General features: G+C 37.2%; 1 protein-coding gene. It reads right to left on the reverse strand.

Annotated features, from left to right (window positions below; all coding sequences use genetic code 11):
- Nucleotides 1-398, reverse strand: a 398-nt coding sequence (locus QZU45_RS10305; protein WP_295355033.1) for a DeoR/GlpR family DNA-binding transcription regulator, incomplete at its 3' end; no start/stop codon positions are given.
- Nucleotides 399-728: the final 330 nt, after the last annotated feature.

Raw genomic sequence — 728 nt, forward strand, 5'->3', positions numbered from 1 at the left:
TGCGACAGTTCGGATAGCACAAGCGCGATATTAAGATCAGGAGTAAATACAGTTAAGGGAATATTTGGAATGTTTCTGGCAATCTCCATCGTGGTAGTTCCGGCATCAAGAATTAAGCAGTCCCCCTCCTTGATCAGAGAAGCTGCCTTCTTTCCTATCAGAGCTTTATCCTGATGACGGGTAACAGCTTTTTCAGTAACAGGAGTCTGAATTGGAATATAGCGATTCAGGGTTGCGCCGCCGTGAACTCTGCTGATTGTGCCCTTTCGTGTGAGCTTGGAAAGCTCTCGTCTGATTGTCGAAGGAGAAGCTCCTGTTACTTCAACCAGCTCCTCAACCGTAACCAGGTTATGAAGCTTTAAGTGATTTAAGATTGTCTCAACTCTATCATTACTCATGACTCGTATCCTTATGCAGCTTTAAAACGATTATATAAAACGGTTGATTTTTAAGGAGTGAACCGGTACGTATTCTGGGAAAAAGAAAGACGAAAATTATTAAAAGATGCAGACAAATATTGGTCAAAATGTATGTATATTTTTGCAGTCAAGTAAATTTATCTTTTATATCAGATAATTGATTATATATAACTCTCCAAGTCCACTCTCTGTATAACTCATTAAACAGCAAAAAATCTAAGTTTTTTCTAAGAGTTAAATCTTATTCTTCAAACAAACATACAACCTATATAGGAGAATAAAAATGAAGTTCAAGACAGTATTAGTGTT

Source organism: uncultured Succinivibrio sp. (assembly GCF_902756765.1).
Taxonomy (GTDB): Bacteria; Pseudomonadota; Gammaproteobacteria; order Enterobacterales; family Succinivibrionaceae; genus Succinivibrio.